Source organism: Streptomyces sp. NPDC023157, from assembly GCF_055560575.1.
In genome coordinates this window covers 253,470-275,774 of sequence record NZ_JBVHIL010000009.1, presented here as the reverse complement: position 1 = coordinate 275,774, position 22,305 = coordinate 253,470, and the positions used below count along the sequence as shown (strand labels likewise).

The 22,305-nt window shown below is 71.3% G+C and carries 21 protein-coding genes; 6 read left to right on the top strand and 15 right to left on the bottom strand.

Features of this window, described 5'->3' with window-relative positions; genetic code table 11:
• Window positions 1-25 precede the first annotated feature (25 nt).
• From ACZ3ZE_RS29880 to ureA, 4 genes are all read right to left on the bottom strand, one after another.
• Window positions 26-571, bottom strand: a complete 546-nt coding sequence (locus ACZ3ZE_RS29880) for a TetR/AcrR family transcriptional regulator (protein ID WP_361175620.1) — start codon at window positions 569-571, stop codon at window positions 26-28.
• Window positions 572-860: 289 nt separating this feature from the next.
• Window positions 861-1,877: an agmatine deiminase family protein gene (locus ACZ3ZE_RS29875; protein WP_467261449.1), complete on the bottom strand. Its 1,017-nt coding sequence runs from the start codon at window positions 1,875-1,877 to the stop codon at window positions 861-863.
• 19 nt (window positions 1,878-1,896) lie between these two features.
• Window positions 1,897-3,579: an urease subunit alpha gene (locus tag ACZ3ZE_RS29870; RefSeq protein WP_361175136.1), complete on the bottom strand. Its 1,683-nt coding sequence runs from the start codon at window positions 3,577-3,579 to the stop codon at window positions 1,897-1,899.
• The gene (ureA, locus tag ACZ3ZE_RS29865; protein WP_361175139.1) at window positions 3,579-4,277 is read right to left on the bottom strand and encodes an urease subunit gamma; all 699 of its coding nucleotides are present in this window, start codon (window positions 4,275-4,277) and stop codon (window positions 3,579-3,581) included. Before ureA ends, ACZ3ZE_RS29870 begins: the two co-directional genes overlap by 1 nt.
• Window positions 4,278-4,396: 119 nt before the next feature.
• On the opposite strand from ureA, the gene ACZ3ZE_RS29860 reads away from it, so the two are divergent.
• Entirely contained in the window at window positions 4,397-5,830 is a 1,434-nt protein-coding gene (locus ACZ3ZE_RS29860; RefSeq protein ID WP_467261448.1) for a cytosine permease, read from the top strand.
• 16 nt (window positions 5,831-5,846) lie between these two features.
• Here the strand turns inward: ACZ3ZE_RS29860 and ACZ3ZE_RS29855 are convergent, their stop codons facing one another.
• The gene (locus ACZ3ZE_RS29855) at window positions 5,847-6,938 is read right to left on the bottom strand and encodes a branched-chain amino acid aminotransferase (RefSeq protein WP_361175144.1); all 1,092 of its coding nucleotides are present in this window, start codon (window positions 6,936-6,938) and stop codon (window positions 5,847-5,849) included.
• A 245-nt stretch (window positions 6,939-7,183) separates the two neighbouring features.
• Window positions 7,184-8,224, bottom strand: a complete 1,041-nt coding sequence (locus tag ACZ3ZE_RS29850) for a 3-isopropylmalate dehydrogenase (RefSeq protein WP_363293436.1) — start codon at window positions 8,222-8,224, stop codon at window positions 7,184-7,186.
• A gap of 135 nt (window positions 8,225-8,359) precedes the next feature.
• Here ACZ3ZE_RS29850 and ACZ3ZE_RS29845 point away from each other — a divergent pair, with 135 nt between their 5' ends.
• Window positions 8,360-9,136 (top strand): class I SAM-dependent methyltransferase, encoded by a 777-nt coding sequence (locus ACZ3ZE_RS29845; protein WP_363293437.1) that lies wholly within the window; start codon window positions 8,360-8,362, stop codon window positions 9,134-9,136.
• A 50-nt stretch (window positions 9,137-9,186) separates the two neighbouring features.
• Here the strand turns inward: ACZ3ZE_RS29845 and ACZ3ZE_RS29840 are convergent, their stop codons facing one another.
• The gene (locus tag ACZ3ZE_RS29840) at window positions 9,187-9,318 is read right to left on the bottom strand and encodes a hypothetical protein (RefSeq protein ID WP_361175153.1); all 132 of its coding nucleotides are present in this window, start codon (window positions 9,316-9,318) and stop codon (window positions 9,187-9,189) included.
• 290 nt (window positions 9,319-9,608) lie between these two features.
• Here ACZ3ZE_RS29840 and ACZ3ZE_RS29835 point away from each other — a divergent pair, with 290 nt between their 5' ends.
• From ACZ3ZE_RS29835 to ACZ3ZE_RS29825, 3 genes are all read left to right on the top strand, one after another.
• A complete protein-coding gene (locus ACZ3ZE_RS29835) occupies window positions 9,609-9,950 on the top strand; it encodes a PadR family transcriptional regulator (protein ID WP_361175155.1) in 342 nt (113 codons plus the stop codon).
• Window positions 9,947-10,705, top strand: a complete 759-nt coding sequence (locus ACZ3ZE_RS29830) for a hypothetical protein (RefSeq protein ID WP_361175158.1) — start codon at window positions 9,947-9,949, stop codon at window positions 10,703-10,705. Before ACZ3ZE_RS29835 ends, ACZ3ZE_RS29830 begins: the two co-directional genes overlap by 4 nt.
• Window positions 10,706-10,818: 113 nt before the next feature.
• Window positions 10,819-11,718 (top strand): alpha/beta fold hydrolase, encoded by a 900-nt coding sequence (locus tag ACZ3ZE_RS29825; RefSeq protein WP_467261446.1) that lies wholly within the window; start codon window positions 10,819-10,821, stop codon window positions 11,716-11,718.
• An 80-nt stretch (window positions 11,719-11,798) separates the two neighbouring features.
• On the opposite strand, the gene pruA is transcribed toward ACZ3ZE_RS29825, so the two are convergent.
• Both pruA and ACZ3ZE_RS29815 read right to left on the bottom strand, forming a co-directional pair.
• Window positions 11,799-13,439 (bottom strand): L-glutamate gamma-semialdehyde dehydrogenase, encoded by a 1,641-nt coding sequence (gene pruA, locus ACZ3ZE_RS29820; RefSeq protein ID WP_361175164.1) that lies wholly within the window; start codon window positions 13,437-13,439, stop codon window positions 11,799-11,801.
• 34 nt (window positions 13,440-13,473) lie between these two features.
• Window positions 13,474-14,457 (bottom strand): proline dehydrogenase family protein, encoded by a 984-nt coding sequence (locus ACZ3ZE_RS29815; RefSeq protein ID WP_361175167.1) that lies wholly within the window; start codon window positions 14,455-14,457, stop codon window positions 13,474-13,476.
• Window positions 14,458-14,650: 193 nt separating this feature from the next.
• Between ACZ3ZE_RS29815 and ACZ3ZE_RS29810 the strand changes: the two genes are divergently transcribed.
• Window positions 14,651-15,829 (top strand): PucR family transcriptional regulator, encoded by a 1,179-nt coding sequence (locus ACZ3ZE_RS29810; protein ID WP_361175170.1) that lies wholly within the window; start codon window positions 14,651-14,653, stop codon window positions 15,827-15,829.
• Between the two features lie 33 nt (window positions 15,830-15,862).
• Here ACZ3ZE_RS29810 and ACZ3ZE_RS29805 read toward each other — a convergent pair whose 3' ends face one another.
• The 6 genes from ACZ3ZE_RS29805 to ACZ3ZE_RS29780 form a co-directional block, all read right to left on the bottom strand.
• Window positions 15,863-16,012, bottom strand: coding sequence for a hypothetical protein (locus tag ACZ3ZE_RS29805; protein ID WP_361175173.1), 150 nt, complete (start codon window positions 16,010-16,012; stop codon window positions 15,863-15,865).
• 113 nt (window positions 16,013-16,125) lie between these two features.
• Window positions 16,126-16,704: a TetR/AcrR family transcriptional regulator gene (locus ACZ3ZE_RS29800; protein WP_361175175.1), complete on the bottom strand. Its 579-nt coding sequence runs from the start codon at window positions 16,702-16,704 to the stop codon at window positions 16,126-16,128.
• An 89-nt stretch (window positions 16,705-16,793) separates the two neighbouring features.
• Window positions 16,794-18,383 carry a phosphoglycerate dehydrogenase gene (serA, locus tag ACZ3ZE_RS29795; protein WP_361175178.1) on the bottom strand — a complete coding sequence of 530 codons (1,590 nt, stop codon included), beginning with the start codon at window positions 18,381-18,383 and terminating at the stop codon, window positions 16,794-16,796.
• 236 nt (window positions 18,384-18,619) lie between these two features.
• Window positions 18,620-19,621: a ketol-acid reductoisomerase gene (gene ilvC / locus ACZ3ZE_RS29790; RefSeq protein WP_361175181.1), complete on the bottom strand. Its 1,002-nt coding sequence runs from the start codon at window positions 19,619-19,621 to the stop codon at window positions 18,620-18,622.
• Between the two features lie 128 nt (window positions 19,622-19,749).
• Complete coding sequence (ilvN, locus tag ACZ3ZE_RS29785) at window positions 19,750-20,277, bottom strand: acetolactate synthase small subunit (RefSeq protein WP_046905405.1); 528 nt, start codon at window positions 20,275-20,277, stop codon at window positions 19,750-19,752.
• A gap of 40 nt (window positions 20,278-20,317) precedes the next feature.
• Window positions 20,318-22,171: an acetolactate synthase large subunit gene (locus ACZ3ZE_RS29780; protein WP_361175184.1), complete on the bottom strand. Its 1,854-nt coding sequence runs from the start codon at window positions 22,169-22,171 to the stop codon at window positions 20,318-20,320.
• Between the last annotated feature and the right edge of the window lie 134 nt (window positions 22,172-22,305).

Sequence of the window (22,305 nt, the reverse complement as noted above, 5' to 3'; positions counted from 1 at the left end):
CAACGATCGGGAGTACTTACGTTCCTTAAGATCGCGCGATCAGGGTTTGCTCGACGAACTCCCTTACGTGGCCCAGTACTTGCTCTCGTCCGGTGCCGGGGATGCCGACCGCGACGTGAACACTGAAGCCGTCCAGGAGCGCCCGCATCCGGTGCGCGAACCGGTCCGGGTCGACGGCCCGGAACTCCCCGCGCGAGACGCCCTCGGCGAGGATCGCCACCAGGTCCCGGTGCCAGGCGCCCTCGATGGCGGCCTGCCGGGCCCGCGCGTCGTCGTCGGCGTTCTGCGAGCGGTTCCAGACCTCCAGCCACAGCGTCCAGTGCGGGTCGCGCGGCCCCACGGGCACGTACACGTCCACATAGCCGTCGAGCCGCTCCCGCGCGCTCCCCGGGCCGGACAGCAGCGCGCTCCGCTCGGCGCCGAGCCGCCCCTCGCTCCACTCCAGGGTCCGCAGCAGCAGCTCGTCCTTGGTGCGGAAGTAGTAGAGGAGGTGCCCGCTGCTCATCCCGACCTGGCGGCCGAGCCCGGCCATGGTCAGCCCGTCGAGCCCGCGCTCGGCGATGGTGTCCATCGCGGCGGCCAGCACGTCCTCGCGGGGCGGGGCGGCCTGGTTGCGGCGGCGGGGGTGGGGGGTCGGGTCGTTGCTCTGACTCACTCGTACGTTCTACATGATCCGGCCGCCGGGTCCGTGCGCGGAAGCGGGGCGGCCGGGGAGAGGAGGGGGCGGGGCGGCCGGATTCGAACCGGCGTCCTCCGAGATGATGTCGCGGCGCACTACCTCTGTGCTACGACCCCGCCTTGACGATCACCTTAGGGGGCTCGTCGGACCCCCTACAACGTGTTTTCCGCCCTGTGGCCGGTCAGACCGCCGGCTGCTGCTGGGTGATGCAGTGGATGCCGCCGCCGCCCGCGAAGATCGTCCGGGCGTCCACCAGGACGACCTCGCGCTCCGGGAAGAGGCGGCGGAAGATCTCGGCCGCGAGCTCGTCGTGCGGGTCGTCGAAGGCGCAGAGGACCACGCCGTCGTTGCACAGGTAGTGGTTGATGTACGAGTAGTCGACCCAGTCGCCCTCCTCGTCCTTCAGGACGGTGGGGGCCGGGACCTCGATGACCTCCAGGGGGCGGCCCTGGGCGTCGGTCTGGCCGCGGAGGAGGTCGACGTAGAGGCGGGAGCGCGCGTGGTCGGGGTGGGCCGGGTCCTGCTGGCTGTGGACCAGGACGGTGCCGGGGCGGGCGAAGGCGGCGACGATGTCGACGTGGCCCTGGGTTCCGTACAGGCCGTAGTCGCCGGCCAGGCCGTGCGGGAGCCAGATCGCCTTGGTGGTGCCCAGCTTCGCGTGGATCTCCTCCTCGACCTGGAGGCGGGTCCACTCGGGGTTGCGGCCCGGGCCGAGCTGGACGGTGTCGGTGAGGAGGACCGTGCCCTCGCCGTCGACGTGGATCGCGCCGCCCTCGTTGACGAGCGGGGAGGACAGGACGGGGACGCCGGCCACGTCGGCGACATGGCGGGCGATCTTGGAGTCGTGCTCCCAGCGGGCCCAGTCCTGGCCGCCCCAGCCGTTGAACACCCAGTCGACCGCGGCCAGTCGGGTGCCGTCGGTGACGAAGGTCGGGCCGATGTCGCGCATCCAGGCGTCGTCCAGCTCGCGCTCGACGAGGTCGATGTCGGCGCCGAGAAGGGCGCGGGCGGAGTCGGCGTCGCCGGGGCCGACCACCACGGTGACCGGCTCGAAGCGGCGCACGGCGCGGGCCACCGAGGCCCAGGCGGTACGGGCCTCGGCGAGCTCCTCGGCGTCGGTGAAGGTCGGGTTGGTGCTGGGCCAGGCCATCCAGGTGCGCTCGTGGCGGGTCCACTCGGCGGGCATGCGGTACGTCATGGGCTGCGGTCCTAGCGGGTCAGAGGAAGTAGAGGCGGTTGAGCGAGACGGACTCGGCCGCCTCGGAGCGGATCGGCGAGCCGTCCAGCGAGACGAGGCCGCTGTGGCCGTCGACCTGGACGTCGCCGATCCGGGAGTTGAGCAGCAGGTCCGCCGGGCCGATGCCGCGGGTGCCGCGCACGGCGACGCGGCGGCGCCGGGTCGGCATCCGGTCGGAGCCGAGGTCGACGGCGGCCTGGGCGACGAACGCGACCGAGAGGTCGGCCGGGGTCGCCCCGTGGGCGCCGAACAGCGGGCCGAGGACGAGCGGCTGGCAGGTGTCGGTGGCGGCGTTCGGGTCGCCGGTGACGCCCCACGCGGGGAAGCCGGACTTGAGCACCATCTGCGGCTTGGCGCCGAAGTACTCGGGCCGCCAGAGCACGAGGTCGGCCATCTTGCCGACCTCGATGGAGCCGATCTCGTGGGCGAGGCCGTGGGCGATCGCCGGGTTGATGGTCAGCTTGGCCATGTAGCGGAGTACGCGCGCGTTGTCGTCGTGCGCGCCGTCGCCTTCGAGGGGGCCGAGCTCGGCCTTCATCTTGCCGGCCATGGCGAAGGTGCGCCGGACGGTCTCGCCGGCGCGGCCCATGCCCTGGGCGTCGGAAGAGGTGATGCCGATGGCGCCGAGGTCGTGCAGGACGTCCTCCGCGCCCATCGTCCCGGCCCTGATCCGGTCCCGTGCCATGGCGGCGTCGCCCGGCAGGTCGGTCTTCAGGTCGTGGACGGAGACGATCATGCCGTAGTGCTCGGCGACGGCGTCGCGGCCGAAGGGGAGCGTGGGGTTGGTGGAGGAGCCGATGACGTTCGGGACGCCCGCCATCTTCAGGACGTTGGGTACGTGTCCGCCGCCGCAGCCCTCGATGTGGAAGGCGTGGATCGTACGCCCCTCCAGGACGCTCAGGGTGTCCTCGACCGACAGGCACTCGTTCAACCCGTCGCTGTGGAGCGCCACTTGCACGTCGTGCTCCTCGGCGACCCGCAGCGCGGTGTCCAGGGCCCGGGTGTGGGCGCCCATGTCCTCGTGCACCTTGAAGCCCGACGCGCCGCCCTCGGCCAGCGCCTCGACCAGCGGAGCCGGGTCCGAGGACGAACCCCGGGCCAGGAAACCGATGTTGACCGGCCACGCGTCGAAGGCGCTGAACGCGTGCCGCAGGGCCCAGGGCGAGTTGACGCCCACGCCCCAGACGGGGCCGAACTCCTGGCCGATGATCGTGGTGACGCCGCTGGCGAGCGAGGCCTCCATGATCCGCGGCGACAGCAGGTGGACGTGGGTGTCGACGGCGCCGGCGGTGGCGATCAGGCCCTCGCCGGAGACGATCGAGGTCCCCGTGCCGACGACGACGTCGACGCCGTCGAGGGTGTCGGGGTTGCCGGCCCGCCCGATCGCGTGGATGCGCCCCTCGCGGATGCCGATGGACACCTTGCGGATGCCCAGGACGGCGTCGATCACGAGGACGTTGCTGATGACGACGTCGCAGGTCTCGCGGACCGCGGCGGCCTTCAGGTGCAGTCCGTCGCGGGCGGTCTTGCCGAAGCCGGCCAGGAACTCGTCGCCGGGCTTCTGGGAGTCGGACTCGACCCGGACGACGAGGCCGGAGTCGCCCAGGACGACCCGGTCGCCGGCGCGGGGGCCGTGCACGGAGGCGTACTCGTAGGGATCCATCAGCTCTCCTCCTTGCCGGACCCGGCGCCCAGGTAGCCGCAGGCCACCGCCCTGCGCAGGGCCTCCTCCTTCGCCCCGGGGGCGTCCAGCGGACCGTCGACCAGCCCCGCGAAACCGATCGCGACCCGCGCACCGCCGATCGGGACCAGCCCCACCTCCGCCTCGCCGCCCGGATCGAAACGGAACGACGCGCCCGCCGGGATCGCCAGCCGCATCCCGTACGCCGCCGCACGGTCGAAGTGGAGACGCGGATTCGCCTCGAAGAAGTGGAAGTGCGAGGTCACGCTGACCGGCACCGCCGCCGTGTTGCGGACCCGGAGCAGCAGGTCGGGCGCGCGGTCGGCGTGCTCGGGTCCCGGCAGCAGCGCGCCCGGCGCCCGTTCGCCGAGGGAGCCGCCGCCGAAGGGCGCGGAGACCACCGCGAGCCGTGAGCCGTCGTCGAAGACGGCCTCCACGTGGACCTCCGTGACGACGTCCGCGACGCCCGGCAGGACGTCGTCGGGGCCGAGGACGGAGCGGGCCGCCTCGATCGCCTCGGCGAGTCGCTTGCCGTCGCGGGCCGCCTCGCAGACGGTGTCCGCGATGAGCGCGGTCGCCTCCGGGACATTGAGCCGCAGGCCCCGCGCCCGGCGGGCGCGGGCGAGCTCGGCGGCGCCGAAGAGCAGCAGCCGGTCGCGTTCCGTGGGGGTCAGTCGCACGTGCCAAACACCTCCTGTTTGAGCAACACTCTAAATGCTGAGACCGAAGGTTCCAAGCATTGACGTCCGCAGTTCACGTGGGTCACATTGAGCGTCACTCTAAATCCCCGGGAGACCCCATGGCGATAGAACAGCGCGGAGTCGACACCATCCCCGAAGCGGAACGCACCAGCGGCCCGCGCGACCTCGTCTCGATCCTGCTCGGCTCCAACCTCTGCCTCGGCGTGATCGTCTTCGGCTGGCTGCCGGTCTCCTTCGGGCTCGGCCTGTGGGCCTCGGTCACCTCGGTCGTCACCGGCACGCTCGTCGGCGTGGCCGTCACCGCCCCGCTCGCGCTGATCTCGCTGCGCACCGCCACCAACCTGTCCACCTCCTCCGGCGCCTTCTTCGGCGTCCGCGGCCGGCTCGTCGGCTCGGTGGTCGGCCTGCTGCTCTCGCTCGGCTACACGGCGCTGACCCTGTGGATCGGCGGCGACGTGATGGTGGGCACCCTGGAGCGCCTGGTCGGCCTGCCGACCGGCGGATGGGCGCACACCCTCGTGTACGCCCTGCTCGCCGCGCTCACCGTGGTCGGCGCGGTCTTCGGCTACCGGCTGCTGCTGAAGCTGAGCCAGGCCCTCGCCATCGGCATGACCCTGCTGCTCGGGCTCGGACTCGTCGCGTACGCCGGGGACTTCACCACCGCCGCGGTGCCGGACACCCCGTATCTGCTGGGCTCGTTCTGGCCGACCTGGCTGCTCGCCGCGGTCGCGGCCGGGCTCAGCGGGCCGGTCGCCTTCATCACCCTGCTCGGCGACTACACCCGCTACATCTCGCCCGCGAAGCACAGCCCGAAGAAGATCTGGCGCGCCACCTGTCTGGGCCTCGTCGTCGGCCTGCTGATCCCTCAGCTCTTCGGCACGTACACGGCGCTGGCGGCCCGCGGCGGCGTGGAGTACGCCGGGCCGCTGGTCGCGGCCTCGCCCGTCTGGTACCTGGTCCCGCTGCTGATCGCGGCGACCGCCGGCTCGGTCGGCAACGCCGGTCTGATGCTCTACTCGATGGGCCTGGACCTCGACGCGATCCTGCCGAAGGCCACCCGCGCCCGGGCCACGCTGGTCGTGGCGGCGGTGGCCACCGCCTTCGTCTTCCTGGGCCACTTCGCCTCGGACGCGCAGACCGCGATGACCTCGTTCGTGCTGCTGCTCACCGCGATCGGCACGCCCTGGGCGGTGATCACCCTGATCGGGCACGTGCGCTGCGGGGGCCGGTACGACGCGGAGGCGCTCCAGGTGTACAACCGGCGCTCGCGCGGCGGCGTCTACTGGTACGCGGCCGGCTGGCACCCGCGCGCCACCGTCTCCTGGGCGGTCGGCGCGGCGGTCGGCCTGGCCGCGGTGTCGACGCCGCTGTACGAGGGGCCGCTGCTCGCCCTGACCGGCGGGATCGACTGCAGCTTCGTCTTCTCGGGGATCGTCGGGGGCGCGCTGTACGCCGTGCTGACGCCGTCCCCGGCACGGGAGACGCCCGGGACGGAGACCGTCCCGGGCGTCCTGGTGGACTCGGAGTCCTGACCGGCGTCCCCGCCGGTTACTTGCCCAGCTCGTGCATCCAGCCGTGGACGTCCTCGGACTTGCCCGTCTGGATCGCGAGCAGCGCGTCGCGCAGCTTCATCGTGACCTCGCCCGGCTGCCCGCCGGACTGCTGCCACTCGCCGCGGTCGGCCTTGACGGTGCCGACCGGGGTGATGACGGCGGCGGTGCCGCAGGCGAAGACCTCGGTGAGGCTGCCGTTGCGGCTGTCCTCGTGCCACTGGTCGATGGAGACGCGGCCCTCCTCGGCCTCGTAGCCGAGGTCGGCGGCCAGCTTGAGGAGCGAGTCGCGGGTGATGCCGGCGAGGAGCGAACCGGTGAGGGTCGGGGTGACGATCTTGTTCCCGTACACGAAGTACAGGTTCATGCCGCCCAGTTCCTCGACCCACTTGTGCTCGACGGCGTCGAGGTAGGCGACCTGGTCGCAGCCCTTGGCCGCCGCCTCGGCCTGCGCGAGCAGGGAGGCCGCGTAGTTGCCGCCGGTCTTGGCGTCGCCCACACCGCCGGGGACGGCGCGGACGCGGTTCTCGGAGAGCCAGATGGAGACGGGCTTGACGCCACCGGGGAAGTACGGGCCGGCCGGCGAGGCGATGACGACGAAGAGGTACTCGTTGGCGGGGCGGACGCCCAGGCCGACCTCGGTCGCGATCATGAACGGACGCAGGTAGAGCGAGGCCTCGCCACCGTGCTCCGGAACCCACGCCTTGTCCTGCTGGACCAGCACGTCACAGGCCTCGACGAAGGTCTCGACCGGCAGCTCGGGCATGGCGAGGCGGTGCGCGGAGGACTGGAAGCGGCGGGCGTTGGCGTCGGGGCGGAAGGTGGCGACCGAGCCGTCGGGGCGGCGGTAGGCCTTCAGGCCCTCGAAGATCTCCTGCGCGTAGTGCAGGACGTTGGTGGCCGGGTCCAGGGAGAGCGGGCCGTAGGGCACCAGCTGCCCGTCGTGCCAGCCACGGCCCTCCGTCCAGCGGATGGTGACCATGTGGTCGGTGAAGTGGCGGCCGAATCCCGGGTTGGCCAGGATCGCCTCGCGCTCCGCGTCGGACAGCGGGCTGGAGGAGGGCTTGAGCTCGATGGTGGGCGTCGTCATGAGTGCTTGTCCTTCACCGGTTGTGTGTGTCGGACCGCGCTCACGCCGCTACGCAGTACTGCTAGGACGTCCGAGCTTTCCCGCATGCCGCGGCCCCACGTTCGATTATCGCTCGTGGGGGCCGCTGCACGAAAACGGTGGGTGACGCGGTCCAGGGTTCGATGGTGGCACCCTGCGACCGCATAGGTACAGCCGCCGGGTGCGGAGTGCGACCCGGCGGCTGGGGTGGAGCGTTCAGCGGCGGGTCAGCTCGCTACGCGTACCGCGAGCGCGTCGCCGATCTCGGCCGTCGTACGGGGCGTGTCGCCGCGCTCGGTGAGGTCGGCGGTGACCGCCTCCTCGATACGGACGGCCTCGGCCTCGCGGCCGAGGTGACGCAGCAGCAGCGCGACGGAGAGGACGGTGGCCGTGGGGTCGGCCTTGCCCTGGCCCGCGATGTCCGGGGCGGAGCCGTGGACCGGCTCGAACATGGACGGGAACTCGCCGCCCGGGTTGATGTTCCCGGAGGCGGCGACGCCGATCCCGCCGGAGACGGCGGCGGCGAGGTCGGTGATGATGTCGCCGAAGAGGTTGTCGGTGACGATGACGTCGAAGCGGGCCGGGTCGGTGACGAGGAAGATCGTCGCGGCGTCGACGTGCAGGTAGTCGGTGGTGACCTCGGGGAACTCGGCCGCCACCTTGTTGAAGATGTTCGTCCACAGGTGGCCCGCGAAGGTCAGCACGTTGTTCTTGTGGACCAGCGTGAGCTTCTTGCGGGGGCGGGCCTGGGCGCGGGCGAAGGCGTCCCGGACCACGCGCTCGACACCGTAGGCGGTGTTGACGGAGACCTCGGTGGCGACCTCGTGCGGGGTGCCCTTGCGGATGGTGCCGCCGTTGCCCGTGTACGGGCCCTCGGTGCCCTCGCGGACGACGACGAAGTCGATCTCGGGCTGGCCGGCGAGCGGGGTCGCCACACCGGGGAGCAGCTTCGAGGGACGCAGGTTGACGTGGTGGTCGAAGGCGAAGCGCAGCTTCAGCAGGAAGCCCCGCTCCAGGACGCCGGACGGGACCGACGGGTCGCCGATCGCGCCGAGCAGGATCGCGTCGTGGCCCTTGAGGGCGTCGAGGTCGGCGTCGGTGAGGGTCTCACCGGTGGCGTGGTAGCGCTTGGCGCCGAAGTCGTACTCCTTGGTCTCCAGCTTCACATCCTGGGGAAGGACGGCCGCGAGGACCTTGAGGCCCTCGGCCACGACCTCCTGGCCGATGCCGTCGCCGGGGATGACTGCGAGATCGATGCTGTGAGACATGTCGGCACCCTACTCTTCGTCCCATCGTCTGACACATCATGTCCAGGATGCGGACGATCCTCCTGGTCACGGGGAAGGCGCGCCGCCGGTCGGCGGGGTCCCCCGGCAGCGTCGGCCGGGGCCGATGATGGAGGGATGACCCGCACCTTCGAGGAACTCGTGGCGGAGGCGTCCGGGGCGCCCGTGGACGGCTGGGACTTCTCCTGGCTGGACGGACGGGCCACCGAGCAGCGCCCGTCCTGGGGCTATCAGCGGCTGATCGGCGCCCGGCTGGCGACGGCCGCGGCCTCGCTCGACATCCAGACCGGGGGCGGCGAGGTGCTGGCCGGTGTGCCGGCGCTCCCCCGGACGGCCGTGGCCACCGAGTCGTGGCCGCCCAACATCGCGCGGGCGACCGGGCTGCTGCACCCGCGCGGGGTGGTGGTGGTCGCGGACCCGGACGAGCCGCCGCTGCCGTTCGGCGACGCGGCCTTCGACCTGGTGACGAGCCGCCATCCGGCGACCGTGTGGTGGGACGAGATCGCCAGGGTGCTGCGACCCGGGGGCACGTATCTGGCCCAGCACGTGGGACCGGCCAGCGTGTGGGAGCTGGTCGAGTTCTTCCTGGGCCCGCAGCCGGAGGCGGCCCGGCTGCGGCACCCCGACGACGAGGGCGCGGCGGCCCGGGCGGCCGGCCTCGATGTCGTCGACGTGCGCGCGGAGCGTCTCCGGATGGAGTTCCACGACGTCGGGGCCGTGGTCTGGTTCCTGCGCAAGGTGATCTGGATCGTGCCCGGCTTCACGGTGGAGGCCATGCTGCCGCGGCTGCGCGCGCTGGACGCGCTCATCCGCGACCGGGGGCCGTTCGTGGCGCACTCGGCACGCACCCTGATCGAGGCGAGGAAGCCCGCGGGCGGGCCGGCCGGCCCCTGAGGGAGCGGGCGGCCGGGCGGCGGGCACTCACCCGAGGGGGCGCGGCCCGGTCAGTGACCGGTCTCGCCGCCGTTGTCCCGGCGGTCGAGGGCGCGCTGGAGGGCGGCTGCGGCGTTCTTGCGGGCGTCGTCACTGGGGCGGGCGGCGGAGTGGCGGACGCGGCGGGTGGTCTGAGCGGCCATGAGAGATCGACTCCTTGAGATCAGCGTTGATCCGAGATCCACGGTGATGCGAGATCGGTGGTGATCGAAGGCGCCGGAAGGGGCGGGGAGCGCCGCCGCAGGGGTTGCCTGCTCGGGGCGGGACGCTCTCGACCGCCCTGCGCTCGATGGAGCGGGACGTTCGGCTTCTACAAAGCTAGGACAGCTCGGCCGAACTGTCTCCACAATTACTCGGACTTCCTACTATCTGAGACGGCACTCGCCCCACTATCTAGATTGCATTCCTACCTAGGTAGTGATGGAATGCCGCCATGGCCGCAGACCGCAGATCCAGCTGGCTCAAGGGAGTCCTCGACCTGCTCGTCCTCTCCTGCCTGACCGACGGTGAGAGTTACGGGTACGAGATCGCCAAGGCACTCGCCGGGGCGGGGCTCGGCGAGATCAAGGGCGGGACGCTCTATCCCGTACTGAACCGCCTGGAGGAGGCCGGCCTCGTCGAGGCCGAGTTCCGGGCCGCCGAACGGGGCCCCGGACGCCGCTACTACCGGCTCACGGACGCCGGGCGGACCCATCTCGCGGCCGAGAGCGAGGCCTGGACGCAGTTCCACCGGGCCGTAGGCACCCAGTTGCACCCAGGGGGAACCACACCATGAGCACCCGGCCCACCGACACCCGCACCGACCGCTACTTCGCCGAACTGTCCGGCGCGCTGCGCGCCGCCGAGGTGCCCGAGGAGCAGATCGCCCGCACGGTCGACGAGCTGCGCGGCCACCTCGCCGAGTCGGGCACCGCGCCGGAGGAGGAGTTCGGCCCCGCCGCCCGCTTCGCGGCCTCGCTCGGCGGGCTCGCGCCGACGCCCGGGGAGCCGCACGACGCGGCGGAGCGGTGGACCTGGACGGCGGACCTCTTCAACGACCGGCGGATGCTGACCGTCCACGGCGACCAGGGCTGGGAGGTCGAGCACCTGGACTCCCTGGGCCGCTTCGTCTGCCGCCGGGCGCCCGGGGCGCCGCTCGCCTGGGAGTACCGGCGCGAGGTGCTCAGCGGCCGGCGCCGCGCGAAGGTGCTCGACGAGCTGGACCCCGAAGGCTGGGAGCTGTGCGGCGAGTGGCTGGTGTACGGCTACTTCAAACGCCCCAAGGCGGCGACGGACGGCCCCGCCGGCGCCCTGGCCGCGGTACCCGCCACACCGCTCCGACGCCTCTTCCTGAGCCGCCGCGCCAAAGCTCTGCTCGCCGTCTGGACCGTGGCCACGGGCGCCGCGTACGTGTCGCTGGGGCTGCCGGGACTGGCGATGCTGATCGCCCTGGGCGGGGCACTGTCGGCGGTGTACACCGCGAAGCTGGAGACGGCCCGGGGCGAGGTGGCGGCGAAGAACGAGAAGGGAGCCACCGCGGACACCCCCTGACCCCCGCCGCCGCCCGACCCTCTCCCTAACCCCCAAACCACCATTGACAGGTTAGCCCACACCGGCTTGACTCTCCCCATAACCAGTCATGCGCACAAGAGGGGTTAGAAGAGATGTCCGTGCTGCCCGCGTCGCCCGTGCTCCCCGTCCACCACCGCACCGTCACCGTCCGCGGCCACGAGATCTTCTACCGGGAGGCGGGCCCCGCCGACGCCCCCGTCCTGCTTCTGCTGCACGGCTTCCCGACCAGCTCGCACATGTTCCGCGACCTGATCCCCCGGCTCGCCGACCGCTACCGCCTGATCGCCCCCGACCACCTGGGCTTCGGCCGCAGCGCGGCCCCGGACGCCGCCGACTTCCCGTACACCTTCGCCGAACTGGCCTCGCTGACCTCCGAGTTCACCGAGGCCCTCGGCCTCGACCGCTTCGCCCTCTACATCCAGGACTACGGCTCCCCCATCGGCCTGCGCCTCGCCCTCGCCCACCCCGAGCGGATCACCGCGATCGTCAGCCAGAACGGCAACGCCTACGAGGAGGGCCTCGGCGCCGACGCCTGGGCCCCCGTCCTCGCCCTGATCGCCGAGCGCACCCCCGAGACCGAGGCCCCGGTCCGCGCGATCCGCTCCCTCGACGGGATCCGCTGGCAGTACGAGACGGGCGTCCCCGCCGCGTACCGGGAGCTCCTCAGCCCGGACGCCTGGCACCACGACGCCGCCCTCATGTCCCGCCCGGGCCAGGACGCCGTCCAGCTGGGCCTGATCTCCGACTACGGCTCCAACTTCGCCCTCTACCCGGCCTTCCAGGAGTACTTCCGCACCTCCCGGGTCCCGCTGCTCGCCGTCTGGGGCGAGGGCGACGAGGTCTTCGTCCCGGCCGGCGCCGAGGCCTTCCGCCGCGACCTCCCGGACGCCGAGATCCACCTCCTGCCCACGGGCCACTTCGCCCTGGAGACCCACGCGCCGGCGATCGCAGAACTGATCGGCGACTTCCTGAAGCGACACGTGGGGGAATGAGGGAATGAGAACCGCCCCCGTCCTCAATTGGGGGTAGAGGAGGGGGGCGGTGATCAGGGGCCGCTCACGCGGCGGGGGGGTTAGCCCATGTGGGGGTAGCCGTACTCGGTCGGCGGGACCAGGGTCTCCTTGATGGCGCGGGTCAGCGTCCAGCGCATCAGGTTCTGCGGGGCGCCGGCCTTGTCGTTGGTGCCGGAGGCGCGGCCGCCGCCGAACGGCTGCTGGCCGACGACGGCGCCGGTCGACTTGTCGTTGATGTAGAAGTTGCCCGCGGCGAAGCGGAGCTTCTCCATCGTGTACGCGGCGGCCGCGCGGTCGTTGGCGATGACCGCGCCGGTGAGCGCGTAGTCCGAGACCGACTCCATCTGGGTCAGCATCTCGTCGTACTTCGCGGCGGAGCTGTCGTCGTACACGTACACCGCGAGGATCGGACCGAAGTACTCGGTCGTGAAGACCTCGTTCTCCGGGTCGGTGCACTCGATGACGGTCGGGCGGACGAAGTAGCCCTCCGAGTCGTCGTACGTGCCGCCGGCGACGATCGTGCAGGAGGCGTCGGCCTTCGCGCGGTCGATCGCGGCCTTGTTCTTGGCGAAGGAACGCTCGTCGATGACGGCGCCGATGAAGTTCGACAGGTCGGTGACGTCACCCATCTTGATGCCGTCGACCTCGGCCGCGAACTCCTCCTTGAACCCGTCGTTCCAGAGGGAGGCCGGGATGTACGCGCGCGAGGACGCGGAGCACTTCTGGCCCTGGAACTCGAAGGAGCCACGGGTCAGCGCGGTCTTCAGGATGGCGCGGTCGGCGCTCGGGTGCGCGACGACGAAGTCCTTGCCGCCGGTCTCGCCGACGATCCGCGGGTAGGAGCGGTACGTCTCGATGTTGTTGCCGACCGTCTTCCACAGGTGCTGGAAGGTCTTGGTCGAGCCGGTGAAGTGGATGCCGGCCAGGTCGCGGTGGTTCAGGGCCACCTCGGAGACGGCGATGCCGTCGCCGGTCACCAGGTTGATGACGCCCTTCGGCAGACCGGCCTCCTCCAGGAGCTCCATGAGGAGCACGGCGGAGTGGGTCTGGGTCGGGGACGGCTTCCAGACCACCACGTTGCCCATGAGGGCGGGGGCGGTGGGCAGGTTGCCCGCGATGGCCGTGAAGTTGAACGGCGTGATCGCGTAGACGAAGCCCTCCAGCGGGCGGTGGTCCAGTCGGTTCCACACGCCCGGGGAGTTGGCCGGCGGCTGCTCGGCCAGGATCTGGCGGGCGTAGGCCACGTTGAAGCGCCAGAAGTCGACGAGCTCGCACGGGGTGTCGATCTCGGCCTGCTGGGCGGTCTTCGACTGGCCGAGCATGGTGGAGGCGGCCAGCGTCTCGCGCCACGGGCCGGCGAGCAGCTCGGCGGCGCGCAGGATGATCGCCGCGCGGTCGTCGAAGGACATCGCGCGCCAGGCCGGGGCGGCGGCGAGGGCGGCGTCGATCGCGTCCTGCGCGTCCTGCTGGGTGGCGCCGGCGAAGGTGCCGATGACGGCCTTGTGGTTGTGCGGCTGCACGACGTCGACGCGCTCGCCGCCGCCCATGCGCTTGACGCCGCCGATGGTCATCGGCAGGTCGCGCGGGTTGTCGGCCAGCTCCTTGAGCTTGACCTCCAGACGGGCGCGCTCGGGGGAACCGGGGGCGTAGCCGTGCACCGGCTCGTTGACCGGAGCGGGGACCTGGGTGACAGCGTCCATGGGTCTCGGGACTCCTTCTAGAGAGGTGGGGGGCTCAGCCCTTGGTGAGGATGGAGCGGACGAAGAAGAGCAGGTTGGCCGGCTTCTCCGCGAGGCGGCGCATGAAGTAGCCGTACCAGTCGGTGCCGTAGGCGGTGTAGACGCGCATCCGGTGGCCCTCGGCCGCGAGCCGGTTCTGCTCCTCGCTGCGGATGCCGTACAGCATCTGGAACTCGTACTCGTCCAGCTTGCGCCCGGCGCGGCGGGCGAGCTCCTGGCCGACGGCGATCAGGCGCGGGTCGTGGGACCCGATCATCGGGTAGCCCTCGCCCTCCATCAGGATCTTCATGATCCGGACGTACGCCTTGTCGATCTCCGGCTTGTCCTGGATGGCGACCTCGGCGGGCTCCTTGTAGGCGCCCTTCACGATCCGCACGCGCGAGCCGTTGGCGGCGAGGCGGCGGGCGTCCTCCTCGGTGCGGAAGAGGTACGCCTGGATGACGCAGCCGGTCTGCGGGTAGTCCTTCCGCAGCTCCTCGTGGATGGCGAACATCGAGTCGAGGGTGGTGTGGTCCTCGGCGTCCAGGGTGACCGTGGTGCCGATCTCGGCGGCGGCCGCCACGACGGGGCGCACGTTCGCGAGGGCCAGCTCGTGGCCGCCCGCCCGTCGCCCACCACCACCCTCAACCGAGAGCCCTGCGGGCTCGCTGCCCTCGATCTCCAGCGACTGGCCGAACATCGACAGCTTCACGGACATCTCGGCGCGGGCGCCCAGGCCCAGCTCCTTGAGACGCCCGATGAGCTCCAGGTAGGCGTCGCGGGCGGCGTGGGACTGCTCGACGGTGGTGATGTCCTCACCGACCACGTCGAGGGTGACCTCCAGGCCGCGGGCCGCCAGGTCCTGCACGATCGGGACGACGTCATGGACGGACTCGCCGGCGATGAAGCGTGCCACGACCTGCTTGGTCCCGGGGGCGGCCGACACGAAACGGCGCATCTTGTCGCTGCGCGACGCGGCGAGGATCACGGGACCCAGCACGGGTACCTCCAGAGGGCAGGGTGACGAAAGGTGCTCTACCCGATCTTTCGTAAGCAACCGGGAACAGCACGAAGAACCACCGTGAAACCTAAGGACCGCTCCGATCGTCCGCCATCTACAGCTGTCACGCATCCGTGGCCACGCTCTCAGACATCTGTCTGAAGGACGGCGCGAGCGGTGCGAGAATGGCGCCGTGAAGGGCGATTACCAGGAGCTGGTGGACGAGATCTCGGCGCTGCTCGGCGCCCCCGCGACCCTGGAGAACCGGGATTTCGGGCTGATCGCCTTCGGCGCGCACGACAGCGACGACGACGAGGCGATGGACCCGGTCCGCACCCGCTCGATCCTGACCCGGAAGTCCACCCCCGCCGTCCGGGCCTGGTTCGAGGGCTTCGGCATCACCCGGGCGACCGGCCCGGTCCGTATCCCGGCCGCCCCGGACGCGGGCGTCTTCCGGGACCGGATCTGTCTTCCGGTACGCCATCGGGGTGTCGTCCTCGGCTACGTCTGGCTGCTCGACGCCGAGCCCGGCCCCTCGCACGCGCAGCTCACCGCCGCCATGGAGGTCGCCGCCCGGATCGGTGACCTGCTCGCCGACGAGGAGCGGGCCGGGGCGGACCTCTCCCGGGAGCTGCGGGCCGCCCTGTCGGCCGAGCGCGGCTGGCAGTACGACATGGCGCTCGCCGCCCTGCGCACCGCCCTCGGCCCGGACGCGGACGGCCTGCACGCCCTGGTCTGCCTGGCGCCCTGGGCCGCGGAGGACTCCCCGTCGCCGCGTACGGTGCCGGGCGCGGCGGCCCTGTGCACGGTGCCGTGGCGGCCCGCGGCGGCCCCGTCCGGCGCCCCCGCCCCGGTCCCCGCCGCCGCCCCGCGCGCGCTCGCCGTGCTGGTGCGGCTCCGCTCGGCCGACAACCTCTCCCCCGCCGTCACCGCGGCCGGCCGGCTGCGCGGCACGGCGGGCCCGACGGCCGTCGCCGGGGTCGGCACGCCCCGGCGGGGGCTCGCGGACCTGGACGTGTCCTGGCACGAGGCGGGCTCGGCCGCCCGCGCGGCGACCGCCCAGCCGCACCTCGGCCCGCTCGCGGAGTGGTCCACGATCGGCCCGTACCGGCTGCTGACCGCGCTCCCGCCGGCCGAACCCGACCCGGCCGTCCGCACCCTGCTGGCCCCGGCCCACGCCGAACTGGCCCGCACCGCCGAGGTGTTCCTCGACCACGCGGGCCAGGCGGGCCGCACGGCGACGGCCCTCGGCATCCACCGCCAGACCCTCTACTACCGCCTCTCCCGCGTCGAACAGCTCACCGGCCTCGACCTGGACGCGGGCGAGGACCGGCTGCTGCTGCACATGGCGCTGAAGGCGGCCAAGCTGTAGCCGCCGAGCTGGAGCGGCCGTGGCGGCGGGGCGTCAGGCCCCGACGAGTTCCGCCTTGTTCATGGCGACCGTCCGCGCCGCGGGGGCGTCCGAGGTGATCTTGGCGAGCTGGGCGGCTCCGCCGATGAGCAGTCCGGCGGCGAAGAGACCGAGCAGGAACCTGGTGGTGCGGCGCTGGGACACGGGGCCTCCTGGAGGCATCGCGGGTGGGCGTGGTCCCTGCCATGACAGCAGCAGCGGAGCTCCGGAGGCGACGGCTCCGGGCGGGCTGTGACCGTTTCAGGACGGACGGGGCGTCAGTCCCGCTCGCCCATCAGCACCTTCAGGCCGGCCGTCAGGTCGTCGGCGCTCGGCGCGGTCTCCGGGTCGACCACCCATTGGATCATCACGCCGGTCGCGAGCGCCTGGAGGAGCAGCCCGGCGACGCGGGCCTTCTCGGGGTCGGCCTCGGGGTCGAGGCCGAGCATGCCCTCGGCCATGCCGAGGCGGCCCTCGCGCTGCGGCTCCTTGATCGCCTCGCGCAGCTTCTCGTCGTCGTCCAGCCGGGTGACGACCTCGGTCTGCAGCTTCCAGACCGGGCGGCTGCCCTCGGCGGCGCCGATCAGGGGCTCCCAGACGGCGCGGAAGCGCTCGTACGGGTCGGCGGGCGGCTCCCCGGCCCCCTCGGCGTCCGCCGCGCCGACCCGCTGGCCCCACTCCTCGGTGAGGGCCAGGAAGGCCTGCTGGAGCAGGGCGTCCTTGGAGCCGTAGTGGTAGCCGATGGAGGCGAGGTTGGTGCCCGAGGCGGCCACGACGTCACGGGCGGTCGTGCGGGCGTAGCCCTTCTCCAGGAGGCAGCGCTTGGCGCCTTCGAGCAGATCTTCCTTGTGTCCCATGGACAGCACTGTACCCGGTCGATAGACACCTGTGTAAGACGTGCGTCTATCGACCGGGTACGGAGAACGCGTCCGAGTGGACCCGTGCGTCAGACCAGGTCGACCGAGCGGGCCGAGTTGGCGCCGATCTCCTCCGCGATCTCGGCGATCACGGCCGCCGGGACCGTGTCGTCGACGGTGAGCACGACGAGCGCCTCGCCGCCCTCCTCCGTACGGGAGACCTGCATGCCCGCGATGTTCAGACCGGCCTCGCCGAGGATCCGGCCGACCGTGCCGACGACGCCCGGGCGGTCCTCGTAGCGCAGCACCACCATGTGGTCGGCGAGCGCCAGGTCCACGTCGTAGTCGCCGACCGCGACGATCTTCTGCAGGTGCTTGGGGCCCGCGAGCGTGCCGGAGACCGACACCTCCTGGCCGTCCGAGAGGGTGCCGCGCACGGTGACCACGTTGCGGTGGTCGGGCGACTCGGAGCTGGTGGTGAGGCGGACCTCGACACCGCGCTCCTGCGCGAAGAGCGGGGCGTTCACATAGGACACGGTCTCGTCGACCACGTCCTCGAACACGCCCTTGAGCGCGGAGAGTTCGAGCACCTTCACATCGTGCTGGGTGATCTCGCCGTACACCTCGACGTCCAGCCGCACCGCGACCTCGCCGGCCAGCGCCGTGAAGATCCGGCCCAGCTTCTCGGCCAGCGGCAGACCCGGCTTCACGTCCTCGGCGATGACGCCGCCCTGCACGTTGACCGCGTCCGGGACGAGCTCGCCGGCGAGCGCCAGGCGCACCGAACGGGCCACCGCGATACCGGCCTTCTCCTGGGCCTCGTCGGTGGAGGCGCCCAGGTGCGGGGTGCAGACGACCTCGTCGAGCTCGAAGAGCGGCGAGTCGGTGCAGGGCTCCTTCGCGTACACGTCGAGGCCCGCGCCGGCGACCCGGCCCTCCTTCAGCGCCGAGTACAGCGCCGCCTCGTCCACGATCCCGCCGCGCGCGGCGTTGACGATCCGGACCGAGGGCTTGACCTTGTGCAGCGCCTCGTCACCGATGAGACCGGCGGTCTCCGGGGTCTTGGGCAGGTGGACGGTGATGAAGTCGGCGACCTCCAGGAGCTCGTCCAGGGCCAGCAGCTTCACCCCCATCTGGGCGGCGCGGGCCGGCTGCACGTAGGGGTCGTACGCGACGATCTTCATGCCGAAGGCGGACATGCGCTGGGCGACCAGGACACCGATGCGGCCGAGGCCGACGACGCCGAGGGTCTTCTCGCTCAGCTCGACGCCCGTGTACTTCGAGCGCTTCCACTCGCCGTTCTTCAGGGCGGTGTTGGCCTGCGGGATGTTGCGCGCGGTGGCGACCAGGAGGCCGCAGGCGAGCTCGGCGGCGGTGACGATGTTGGAGGTCGGGGCGTTCACGACCATCACGCCGGCCTTGGTGGCCGAGGAGACGTCCACGTTGTCCAGGCCCACGCCGGCGCGGGCGACGACCCGGAGCTTCTTCGCGGCGGCGATGGCCTCCGCGTCGACCTTGGTCGCGGAACGGATCAGGATGGCGTCGACATCGGCGATCGCGGGGATCAGCTCGGCGCGGTCGGCGCCGTTGCAGTGCCGGATCTCGAAGTCCGGGCCCAGCGCGTCTACGGTGGCGGGCGACAGCTCTTCAGCGATGAGTACGACAGGTTTCGAGCTCACGTGAGTCCTCACAGATCCAGTGCGGACGGCCGTCCCGACGGCCGCAGGCGTGGAGGGGGCTTGCCGCGTGAAAGCGCACGACGCTGTGGGCCTGACGCGTATGTTGTTGAGCAGTGTAGTGGTGCGTCGGCGCAGCTCATACGCCTCGTTGGAAGGATCACCCGTCCGTGGTTGGACGGGGTGTCCATAGATGTGGCACGGGGCCGGACACCCTGTCCGGCCCCGCACCGAGGGGCTTACGCCTCCTCGTCGTTCACCCAGCTCATGAGCTTCCGCAGCTCCTTGCCGGTGGTCTCCAGGAGGTGCTTCTCGTCCTGGGTCTTGTACTCGTTGTACTTCTTCAGACCGCCGTGGTACTCGTCCATCCAGTTCTTGGCGAAGGTGCCGTCCTGGATGTCCGTGAGGACCTTCTTCATCTCGGCCTTGGTGTCCGCGGTGATGATCCGCGGGCCGGTGATGTAGTCGCCCCACTCGGCGGTCTCGGAGACGGACCAGCGCATCTTCTCCAGGCCGCCCTCGTACATGAGGTCGACGATCAGCTTCAGCTCGTGGAGGCACTCGAAGTAGGCGATCTCCGGCTGGTAGCCGGCCTCGACCAGGGTCTCGAAGCCCGCCTTGACGAGCGCGGAGGCGCCACCGCAGAGGACGGCCTGCTCGCCGAAGAGGTCGGTCTCGGTCTCCTCGGTGAAGGTCGTCTTGATGACACCGGCGCGGGTGCCGCCGATGGCCTTGGCGTAGGAGAGCGCCAGCGCGAAGGCGTTGCCCGTCGCGTCCTGCTCGACCGCGGCGATCGCGGGGACGCCGCGGCCCTCCTCGTACTGACGGCGGACCAGGTGGCCCGGGCCCTTCGGGGCGACCAGGGCGACGTCCACGTGGGCCGGGGGCTTGATGAAGCCGAAGCGGACGTTGAAGCCGTGGGCGAAGAACAGCGCGTCGCCGTCCTTGAGGTTGTCCTTGATGGACTCCTCGTAGACCTGGGCCTGGATCGGGTCCGGGATCAGGATCATGATGACGTCGGCCTCGGCCGCGGCCTCGGCCGGGGTGACGACGCGCAGGCCCTGCTCCTCGGCCTTGGCCTTGGACTTGGAGCCCTCGTGCAGACCGACACGGACGTCGACACCCGAGTCACGGAGCGACAGCGCGTGGGCGTGGCCCTGGCTGCCGTACCCGATCACGGCGACCTTGCGGCCCTGGATGATGGACAGGTCGGCGTCGGCGTCGTAGAACAGCTCGGCCACTGGGTATCTCCTTGAGGTGCTGGTGTTGCGTCCCACCGTACGGCGGGGTGCGGGAGGAAGGATTTCGGGTCTCGCCAGGCGGACCGCCGGATGGACCCGCGGTCAGCGCCCGTTGACGGACGGGTGTGTCACGCGCTGCGGTCGAGGGCCCGCAGGGACCGGTCCGTGATGGACCGGGCGCCACGCCCTATGGCGATGGTGCCGGACTGCACGAGCTCCTTGATGCCGAACTGCTCCAGCATCTTGAGCATCGCTTCCAGCTTGTCACTCGAACCGGTGGCCTCGATGGTGACCGCCTCCGGCGAGACGTCCACCGTCTTCGCGCGGAAGAGCTGGACGATCTCGACGATCTGGGAGCGGGTCTCGTTGTCGGCGCGGACCTTCACCAGGACGAGCTCGCGCTGGATCGCGGCGCTGGGCTCGAGTTCGACGATCTTCAGGACGTTGACCAGCTTGTTGAGCTGCTTGGTCACCTGCTCCAGGGGCAGGTCCTCGACATTGACCACGATGGTGATGCGGGAGATGTCGGGGTGCTCGGTGACACCGACGGCGAGCGAGTCGATGTTGAAGCCGCGGCGGGAGAACAGGGCGGCGATCCGGGCGAGGATGCCGGGCGTGTTCTCGACCAGGACGGAGAGCGTGTGCTTGGTGGACATGGTGTGGGTCTCTTCCCTTGGCTCTTCGGCTCTTCGCTCGTCAGTCGTCTTCGCCGTCGCCGAAGTCGGGGCGGACGCCCCGGGCGGCCATGACCTCGTCGTTGGAGGTTCCGGCGGCGACCATCGGCCAGACCTGCGCGTCCTCGTGGACGATGAAGTCGACCACGACCGGGCGGTCGTTGATGGCGTTGGCCTGCTCGATGACCTTGTCCAGGTCGGCAGGGTCCTCGCAGCGCAGCGCGACGCAGCCCATGGCCTCGGACAGCTTGACGAAGTCCGGGATACGGGTGCCCCGCGCCCCCGGGTTGACGTCGTCCGGGCCGGAGTGCAGCACCGTGTTGGAGTAGCGCTGGTTGTAGAACAGGGTCTGCCACTGACGGACCATGCCGAGGGCGCCGTTGTTGATGATGGCGACCTTGATCGGGATGTTGTTCAGCGCGCAGGTGACCAGTTCCTGGTTGGTCATCTGGAAGCAGCCGTCGCCGTCGATCGCCCAGACCGGACGGTCCGGCATGCCGGCCTTGGCGCCCATCGCGGCGGGGACCGCGTAGCCCATCGTCCCGGCGCCGCCGGAGTTCAGCCAGGTGGCCGGGCGCTCGTAGTTGATGAAGTGGGCGGCCCACATCTGGTGCTGGCCGACACCGGCCGCGTAGATGGTGTCGGCGGGGGCGAGCTCGCCGATGCGCTGGATGACCTGCTGCGGCGAGAGGCTGCCGTCCTCCGGCAGGTCGTAGCCGAGCGGGTAGGTCTCGCGCCAGCGGTTCAGGTCGCTCCACCAGGCGGTGTAGTCGCCGCGGTGGCCCTCGCTGTGCTCGGCCTGGACGGCCTGGACCAGGTCGGCGATGACCTCGCGGGCGTCACCGACGATCGGGACGTCGGCGACGCGGTTCTTGCCGATCTCGGCCGGGTCGATGTCGGCGTGGACGATCTTGGCGTACGGGGCGAAGCTGTCCAGCTTGCCGGTGACGCGGTCGTCGAAGCGGGCGCCGAGGGCGACGATCAGGTCGGCCTTCTGCAGCGCGGTGACGGCGGTGACCGCACCGTGCATGCCCGGCATGCCCACGTGCAGCGGGTGGCTGTCGGGGAACGCGCCCAGCGCCATCAGGGTGGTGGTGACCGGGGCGCCGGTGAGCTCCGCGAGGACCTTCAGCTCGGCGGTGGCGCCGGCCTTCAGGACGCCGCCGCCGACGTAGAGGACGGGGCGCTTGGCGCCGGTGATCAGCTTGGCGGCCTCGCGGATCTGCTTGGCGTGCGGCTTGGTCACCGGGCGGTAGCCGGGCAGGTCCGTGGTGGGCGGCCAGCTGAAGGTGGTCTTCGCCTGGAGGGCGTCCTTGGCGATGTCGACCAGGACCGGGCCCGGGCGGCCGGTGGAGGCGATGTGGAAGGCCTCGGCGATGGTCCGCGGGATGTCCTCGGCCTTGGTGACCAGGAAGTTGTGCTTGGTGATCGGCATCGTGATGCCGCAGATGTCCGCCTCCTGGAAGGCGTCCGTGCCGATCGCCTTGGAGGAGACCTGGCCGGTGATCGCGACCAGCGGGACGGAGTCCATGTGGGCGTCGGCGATCGGCGTGACCAGGTTGGTGGCACCGGGGCCCGAGGTCGCCATGCAGACGCCGACCCGGCCGGTGGCCTGCGCGTAGCCGGTGGCGGCGTGGCCCGCGCCCTGCTCGTGCCGGACCAGGACGTGACGCACCCGCTTCGAGTCCATCATCGGGTCGTACGCGGGCAGGATCGCTCCGCCCGGAATGCCGAAGACGGTGTCGGCGCCCACTTCCTCGAGAGAGCGGATGAGGGACTGCGCACCCGTGACGTGCTCGACGGTGGTGGCGGGCTGCGCGCCGTTACGGGGCCGCGGCTGCGGATGGTGCCCGGTGGCCTGCTCGGTCATCAGCATTCTCTTCTCGAAGCAGAGGGTTGGTGCGAGGTGGTGTGCGAGGCGTTTTGCGAGGGTTCGTTACGACTTCGGGGGGAGTCGATGCAACAAAAAACCCCTCGTGCCGGGAGGCAAGCGAGGGGAGCGCGTCGGGT

What these genes read in the sequence shown, in the direction of transcription:
- ACZ3ZE_RS29880 (WP_361175620.1), bottom strand. Translation starts at nt 571, where the DNA reads ATGGACACCATCGCCGAGCGCGGGCTCGACGGGCTGACCATGGCCGGG.
- ACZ3ZE_RS29875 (WP_467261449.1), bottom strand. Translation starts at nt 1,877, where the DNA reads ATGACGTACCGCATGCCCGCCGAGTGGACCCGCCACGAGCGCACCTGG.
- ACZ3ZE_RS29870 (WP_361175136.1), bottom strand. Translation starts at nt 3,579, where the DNA reads ATGGATCCCTACGAGTACGCCTCCGTGCACGGCCCCCGCGCCGGCGAC.
- ACZ3ZE_RS29860 (WP_467261448.1), top strand. Translation starts at nt 4,397, where the DNA reads ATGGCGATAGAACAGCGCGGAGTCGACACCATCCCCGAAGCGGAACGC.
- ACZ3ZE_RS29855 (WP_361175144.1), bottom strand. Translation starts at nt 6,938, where the DNA reads ATGACGACGCCCACCATCGAGCTCAAGCCCTCCTCCAGCCCGCTGTCC.
- ACZ3ZE_RS29850 (WP_363293436.1), bottom strand. Translation starts at nt 8,224, where the DNA reads ATGTCTCACAGCATCGATCTCGCAGTCATCCCCGGCGACGGCATCGGC.
- ACZ3ZE_RS29845 (WP_363293437.1), top strand. Translation starts at nt 8,360, where the DNA reads ATGACCCGCACCTTCGAGGAACTCGTGGCGGAGGCGTCCGGGGCGCCC.
- ACZ3ZE_RS29840 (WP_361175153.1), bottom strand. Translation starts at nt 9,318, where the DNA reads ATGGCCGCTCAGACCACCCGCCGCGTCCGCCACTCCGCCGCCCGCCCC.
- ACZ3ZE_RS29835 (WP_361175155.1), top strand. Translation starts at nt 9,609, where the DNA reads ATGGCCGCAGACCGCAGATCCAGCTGGCTCAAGGGAGTCCTCGACCTG.
- ACZ3ZE_RS29830 (WP_361175158.1), top strand. Translation starts at nt 9,947, where the DNA reads ATGAGCACCCGGCCCACCGACACCCGCACCGACCGCTACTTCGCCGAA.
- ACZ3ZE_RS29825 (WP_467261446.1), top strand. Translation starts at nt 10,819, where the DNA reads ATGTCCGTGCTGCCCGCGTCGCCCGTGCTCCCCGTCCACCACCGCACC.
- pruA (WP_361175164.1), bottom strand. Translation starts at nt 13,439, where the DNA reads ATGGACGCTGTCACCCAGGTCCCCGCTCCGGTCAACGAGCCGGTGCAC.
- ACZ3ZE_RS29800 (WP_361175175.1), bottom strand. Translation starts at nt 16,704, where the DNA reads ATGGGACACAAGGAAGATCTGCTCGAAGGCGCCAAGCGCTGCCTCCTG.
- ilvN (WP_046905405.1), bottom strand. Translation starts at nt 20,277, where the DNA reads ATGTCCACCAAGCACACGCTCTCCGTCCTGGTCGAGAACACGCCCGGC.
- ACZ3ZE_RS29780 (WP_361175184.1), bottom strand. Translation starts at nt 22,171, where the DNA reads ATGCTGATGACCGAGCAGGCCACCGGGCACCATCCGCAGCCGCGGCCC.